3 protein-coding genes and 1 pseudogene are annotated in these 7,210 nt (G+C 31.7%); 2 read left to right on the top strand and 2 right to left on the bottom strand.

Annotated elements, in window-relative coordinates; genetic code table 11:
* Positions 1–339 precede the first annotated feature (339 nt).
* Both ACIQ0D_RS10480 and ACIQ0D_RS10475 read left to right on the top strand, forming a co-directional pair.
* Entirely contained in the window at positions 340–5,637 is a 5,298-nt protein-coding gene (locus tag ACIQ0D_RS10480) for a DUF4116 domain-containing protein (protein ID WP_395805373.1), read from the top strand.
* Positions 5,630–5,794 carry a hypothetical protein gene (locus ACIQ0D_RS10475; protein ID WP_395805371.1) on the top strand — a complete coding sequence of 55 codons (165 nt, stop codon included), beginning with the start codon at positions 5,630–5,632 and terminating at the stop codon, positions 5,792–5,794. The genes ACIQ0D_RS10480 and ACIQ0D_RS10475 overlap by 8 nt, the downstream gene beginning before the upstream one ends.
* Positions 5,795–5,961: 167 nt before the next feature.
* Here ACIQ0D_RS10475 and ACIQ0D_RS10470 read toward each other — a convergent pair whose 3' ends face one another.
* Both ACIQ0D_RS10470 and ACIQ0D_RS10465 read right to left on the bottom strand, forming a co-directional pair.
* Positions 5,962–6,474, bottom strand: a complete 513-nt coding sequence (locus ACIQ0D_RS10470) for a fasciclin domain-containing protein (protein ID WP_395805369.1) — start codon at positions 6,472–6,474, stop codon at positions 5,962–5,964.
* Positions 6,475–6,853: 379 nt separating this feature from the next.
* Positions 6,854–7,210, bottom strand: a pseudogene (locus ACIQ0D_RS10465) (hypothetical protein); the annotation flags it as partial.

Below are 7,210 nucleotides of genomic sequence, written 5' to 3'. Positions count from 1 at the left end.
TTTTTTATTCAAATTTAACGTTTGAAATCGTAAAAAGCCACTGAGGACACTTAGTGGCTTTTTATTTTTAGAAACTCTTTCTTGGATTTTAGTCTTCTCAATTATAGTATACCGGATGTTGTACTAAATGCTTTTACAAAGAGCAAATATCCGAGCTATTGATTTTACAATAATTGTGAAAAAATAATATTAAATTAATTTATTGAATATGAACACAATTAAAATATTTTTGAATTAAAAAAGATATATTTATATTAATCAAAAATCTGCCAAGATCATTTAGAATATTAAATAATTAATCTCTTAGGATCATTTACTAAGTCTATAGCTAAGAAAAACATGAGATCAGACACATCAAACAATTCAAATTCAGGATTAAGCTTACAAGAGCAATTATTTGCTGGCATTAAAGTCGTATTCCCTGATGCGGAAGCAAAGAAAATAAATAAAGATAATTTTCTAGACATCTACATTCCATCTGTGAGTCCTGCTAGGGGAACTCATCTATTTTTTAACACCGTTAAAGGAGCGATTAAAATCGGTTATTATACTAGAGATGAAGATTTTATCAATAAGGTTGTTTCTCAAGCATCAGAATCTATTGATGCGGCTAGTAATGGCTTAAGAATTACGGGTAATCCTAAATTTGATGAAATAGATTCTGCTAGTGCTGCTGCGCTTGATTTCTTGTCAGCCATTTTAAATGAGAAGCTTCAACAACCAATAAATACGGCTGTAAAGCAGGTAACTGAAGTCCCTGAAATAGAAGAAATAAATCAAGACTTAATTGATGCATTTTTAGAGATATATGGCAATGATGATTTAAGCGAATTTTTAGAAAATTATTTGGTAGATGGAGAGATTGTGGTCCTTACCATTGAGCCAGAAGATTTCATAGCTGCCGTTAAGGATGACACTGGTTATAGTGATTTAGTAAACACTTTAGGCAGCGTTGACATGGATTCATGGTCTGATTTAGCAGAACTAATCGGAAAAAAAGAGGCTAATAAGGCGAAAAAAGAATATAAAGATGAGGATCCAGGTGGTATAGTGTTATTCTATTGCGATGATAATTATGTTTATGGATTTTCCAATCCGAAAGAAGATGATTCCGATGTTGATCATGATGAATTAACAGAAGATAATCAATCGCTAAAACTGGATAAAATTACTATCACTCAAATTCTGGAAGAAATCAATTCTGATAAAACCTTAAAGCATATTCAAATTACCTATTACACTAAACAATATTCTGATTTGAACTATTCTTTGGTTTACAAGGTAAAAAAATCAAATGTACAGGTTAATCGTGTTAATTGGTTTAATGACTCTTATTGGATTGGTCAAATCGAACGAAAAGAATTAATTGAAGGGTTAAAAAATTACAAGAAGGGCAAAATTGGTGGATCAGAGCTAATTGATGATTATTTCAGCAGAGGTATAGTTGAATATGAATTTGATAGGGCAGGAAATCTAGATAATGGAGTAGAGTTTGAAATTACTGACCTAGATGACATAACGAATATTCCAAAAAACTTACAAGATGATGATGGGAATTTAGATGTATGGGAATTATCTAATTATGTAGTTCCAAGAGAGGAAGATCTTTATGATGATAATGTTGGGGAAGCTCATAGTTATGAGATCTCATTAAATGGAAAAACTTATGAGCTCGTAGTTGACGAATTAAATGATGAGGAAATTGATGGAGAATGGGAAGAAGAGGAAGAAATAAATGATTACGAAGATGAGGAGGATCAAAACGACGAGGAAGAGGAGGAAGATGAGGAGGAAGAAGAGGAAGTCTTAACCAACAAATACCCTATTTCTGATTATAGTGATTTAAAAAAGCTGATTGAAATTATTAAAGAGGATGTAAATCAAATCCATTTTGCAGATGAATCTATACTACAAAATGAATCAAATTTAAAGGAGTTGATTAAGGTCGATGCTGATATCTTTCCGCTATTACCCTCAATTTATACAAGCTCGGACGATATCAGAAAATTCGCGGCTGAAAATGGATATTATGATTCAACATTTCTGGAGTACATTGACCTAAATGATCAATCAAGTTTGTATAAAGTCATCGAAAATAATTCTAATTATTACGAGGATCTACCTGATGAATATAAAGATAAAGACTTAACAAAAATTTCAATCAAAAATCAATCCGCTGATATTACTTTTGATATCCTACCATCTAATCTCCAAAATGACCCTACATTTTTTAAGGAACTTTTGACTTATCTAAAGGAAAATTCAAAATATATTATTCATGGATTGTCATACAGTAAAAGTCTTTTGGAGGGTTATCAACAGTTTTTTAGCGATGACTCTGACTTTATTGTAAAATTTGGTTTATTAAAATATGCTAATAATGACTTATTGAAGGATGAAAAGTTTTGTTTTAATTTTCTTAAAACAAATCCAGATAGTTATAGCACACTTATTAATAAAAACGAAAAATTAAAAACTAATGAAGCATTTGCTAGATTAGCTGTGGAGCTTGATGGAGCAAATAATTACCCAGATCTTGAGGATCAGTTTAAAAATAATCGAGGATTTTTAAGTACTGCCCTAAAAAGTGCAGAGGGCAGACTAATGTTGACAACATTGCCAGATGAAGTGCTACATATTGATGGCAGTCTGGATATCGATTTGGTAGTTGAAATTATAAAGGAAAATCCATTTAACATAAGCTTAATTCCTATTTCATTTATGATGGATAAGGATATTGCCATGCGATACATCCTTGCTGCTAAAGCGCAAAATAATGTTCTATATTATGCTCCAGAATTTTTAAGAAAGGATAAAGAGTTCGTTCGCAAATTAGCAAATGAAAATATTTTTACAATTACCTTTGCTCATAAATCTATTTTAGCAGACAGAGAATTCATGAAAGGCATTGTTGCCAAAATGCCCGTTTTGATAAAATACTGCTCTGCCGAATTAAAAGCTGATAAACTTTTTGTTAAGGAAGCTGTCAGTTTAAACGGATTAGTTATCCGTTATATTGACGAAAAATTATTGTCTGATCCAGAGATTTATTGGGCAGCACTACATCAAAATCCAGAATCATATAAACTACTACCATCAGAAATATACAGTGATAAGACAATTATAGATTATATTTCAAAAATCAATGGTGGTATTTTAAGTGGTTATGGCACAACATCTCATTCTAAAACAATTAAGTTTAATTCCATTTTAAATTCAGCTGATGGAACATATTTTGAAGAACTAAGGATTTTAAAAACCTTAGGAGATAAGCTTAGTAAGGATGAAATTTTAGAAATGATTAAAATTGATCCTACACAAGTCATATTCTTATCCGAGGAGTTTTTGCTTAAAAACAAAGATTTATTAGTATCGATTTTAGAGATCACTCCCTACCCACTGAAATTTAAATCTTGTAGAAAGGCCTTGGGTGAGCAAGAACTTAAAAAACAGTTAAAAACTTATTCTTGGGCTCTTCAATACCTTGAAGAAGATGAATCATTAGCTGATGAATTCTTAAAGGAATTATTGTCAATGAATGGAAATCTTCTTCAGTTCTTATCTCAAGAGCAAAGAAAGGATAATTCTTTTGTTGAGATCGCTCTAAAACGCAATCCTGAGGCTTGTCATTTTGTATCTAAAGAATTCGATTGGACAACACCGGAGGCTAAGTCTATTGCCCAACAAATTCTATCTATTGATCCGCTTTTACTTACATATTTTATTGAGAGGGATCCAGCCCCACTTCATGAATTTTTCGAATATGCTTATTTGCTTGATTCCTATGTTTTAGAATTAATGGATCATACTTTCTTCGAAGATGCATGGTATTTTGTATCCGATTCAAATGGATCATACCCTCTAAGTGAGGATCAATTAACATATGGATTAAATCAAAAGGGTCAGGTTTTCTATTATGAACCTATTAGCAATACAAAACAAAATATTTGCCTGGCCATTGAAAATGGAGTGAAATTTACTTGGGATGAATTATTTACAAATTGGGAAAATGATTTAGAAATAATAGAAAAAGCGTTTGAGTATTACCCATCGGAAGAAACCTATCAAGCTTTAAAGAAAGAATTGGGTAAAAAATTTAATGAAAACGACTATGTTAATGCTCAAGTAGCTCAAAGGGGAGCAGAGCTATACCCTCTTATTTCTGAAGGTTTAAAGAAAAACCATGCAATAGCACATGCCTATTTAAAATCGGATGATTATTATGATTTATCTTCAAAGTTTGAACAACTGCCAAGTTCATTTAAAAAAGATGAAATTTTCTTAAATAGTCTTTTAGGATTCAAAATTGATTTTGACATATTAGACGGATTTTTTGATCATAGCCTACTGTATAATGAAGCTTTTTTAATTCCTTACCTAGAATTAAACTTTGACCAGTATACTTATTTGCCAGAAAAACTGCAAAAAACCAAAAATTTGGCAATGCAGTATGGGATAAATAACAATGAAGAATCCTACTGGGGATTAACAGAACTGGTATTACCAGAAAAGTTAAGTCAAGATAGAGAACTCATTTTTGAAATAGCTAAAGGCAATAAGTCTAGAAATTTAAAATTTGATGATGCTTTACTTAATGATGCTGATTTCTTGTGTAAAATAATTGAGTTTCAACCACAATTAGTAAAAGCGCTAGAGGAAGAAAATCGGAATTTAACTTTATTAATGAAGTTAATAGAAACGAATATTGATGTATTTGATTATTTGGAATTAGAAGAAAAGTTTATCCCTGAAATCTTTAATTTCATTGTTTCTCATGATCCTACGAAAATACGGAACATCGAGTGGTCTTATACTTTACAGGATTCATTAATCGAAATCACAGAAAAATTAGATATTCTTAACTATGTTAATTTATTTGAGGAAAGCGATTTTGGCGATGCGCTTTCTGCTAAATATAGCATTGAAAGTATCCTATTAAATAAACAAACCGAAGAACACGAAACTGGTGTAGGAACTCAATACTATATAGCTGAACCAGGCACTATTACGCTTGGATATGATAGAAATTGTTACTTAAGTGAGGATGTTGCAGGTGAAATTTCTGATGAAATAATGCTCAAATTTTTAGAGAGTGACGACTCTTGGTCAGATTATATCTTTCACAATTCTTGGTATGACTGCAGTGATATTTATCATACCTATGGTATGGGTGAACCCGCCACTGATATGCAATTGCCTAATGGAAAAATTGTACCTATCTCTTTGAAATATGAACGACCTGATTCAGATAATCTTAAAGAATGCTTTAATAATTCAAGCAAAGGTAGTTTTGTACACATCGCTGTTTCAGATGAAAAAGCCTATGGTTGGGGTGAGTGGAAAAGTTATACCTTGGAAGTTAAACCTGGTGTATTTGATACTAATAAAATATCTGTAGATTTTGATTCGGGTATAGTTTCTTCGTATTCGTATAATTTACCTGATGGTGACTATGAACAATTTGAAGAGAATGAAGATTACACAACTACAGGTCAAGGATTTTCATCTACTCTATACTTTAATAATGGTAAGGAGTTAATTGATGCAGATGATGTAAGAGATTTGCTAGAAGAGAACGAAATTGATACCACGGATATAAACGCAATTAAAGAATTTTTAATGCAACATTATGGATGAGAATATTATCAAAGAACTGATTAAAGAAATTGAGGAAATCCAAGCCAAAGAATACCAGAACTCAATTAGTGCTGGGTCAAGAAAGGCTCAGGTAAAGTCCTTACATGCTAAGTTAGATGCTTTGAACTATGATGGACCACGGCCACCTAGAGTGTGAAATCAGATTTATCGAAGTTAATAGGTCATTTTTGGCGTTTAATTCAGTGGCAGGGCTCTAATTAATGAATTGATAGAGGACTGATTCTCCTTCTTCAAATCTCATAAAAAAAGCCACCAAGATTATCCTTGGTGGCTTCAAATTTTTATAGGCTTTGAAAATAAAGCTTATTTAGGTAATACAACTGAGTCAATTACGTGAATAACACCATTGCTTGCTCCAAGATCAGTAGCAATAACAGTAGCAACTCCACCATTCTCATCAGTTAAGATTACCTTACCATTTTTTATAGAAGCAACTAAAGTACCACCACTTACAGTTTTGATGCTTAATGAACCTTTAGCATCTGTAATAGCTTTAACAACAGTAGCAGCATTTAAATTACCAGCAACTACGTGATAAGTTAAGATTTTAGCTAAAGTAGCTTTGTTTTCTGCTTTTAATAAAGTTTCAACAGTCCCTTTTGGTAATTTTGCAAATGCAGCGTTTACTGGAGCAAATACAGTAAAAGGACCAGCGCTTTGTAAAGTAGCAACTAAGTCAGCAGCTTTTACAGCAGCTACTAATGTAGTGTGATCAGCAGATCCTACAGCTACATCAACGATAGTTTTTTGAGCATTAGCAGAAAAAGAAATTGCTATAGCAGCAAATAATGTTAATGCGATTGATTTAATTTTCATAATAAATATTTTAATTGATGAATGAAAAAAACGTGAATTCGTTCTTTGATTTTTTTTAAAAATACTGATTATTAAGTGGTTAAATTAGAATATCAGATGTTTTACATTTGGATTACCTAGGTTTTACAATCACATTACAATCAACATGATTGGTTATCATTTCGTTCATTGAGTTAAAAAATAATATTAAGCAGTTTAAAGACTAATTGAAGTTTTTACTCCATTATATTAATAATGAATCTGATATAAAAAATTCCAGCTCAAAGCCTTAAAATATTGTTGCGATACAAAAGAGGCACCATTAATTACCTCAAAAATTAAACTAGATATGCATTATGTCTAGTCAGTATAAAGATTCCAAATTATTTAGCCTTATCAACTATCGAACTGCCTTAATCATCCAATCTGCAAAATTTTTCCTCGAATTAATATGCGAGTTAGGTTGCATTTGAAACATATAAATACCAATCAATTTACTTTTTGGTTCGATAAAAAATATAGGACCTGTTGCCCCGCTCCAACCAATTGTACCCTTGGGCTTCAAGGATTGCGGACTTTCCGAACGAATAATTTGGTAGCCAAAGGTAAATCCTTCGTTTAATTTACCAAGTGGAGTATTTATTGCAGCATTAATATTTAATGGTACCTGATCAGTCTTCATCAAAGCGATTGTTTCAGGCTTTGCAATAACTTTACCTTCAAAAACCCCGTTATTTAGAATCATTACGCAAAATTT

The sequence above is a fragment of the Daejeonella sp. genome, from assembly GCF_044342615.1.
Taxonomy (GTDB): Bacteria; Bacteroidota; Bacteroidia; order Sphingobacteriales; family Sphingobacteriaceae; genus Daejeonella.
The sequence above is the reverse complement of the archived record's forward strand: the minus strand, read 5'-3'. Positions and strand labels throughout refer to the sequence as shown.

Excerpts from the sequence above, each read along its gene's own strand:
- ACIQ0D_RS10480 (WP_395805373.1), top strand. The coding sequence starts at position 340 with ATGAGATCAGACACATCAAACAATTCAAATTCAGGATTAAGCTTACAA.
- ACIQ0D_RS10475 (WP_395805371.1), top strand. The coding sequence starts at position 5,630 with ATGGATGAGAATATTATCAAAGAACTGATTAAAGAAATTGAGGAAATC.
- ACIQ0D_RS10470 (WP_395805369.1), bottom strand. The coding sequence starts at position 6,474 with ATGAAAATTAAATCAATCGCATTAACATTATTTGCTGCTATAGCAATT.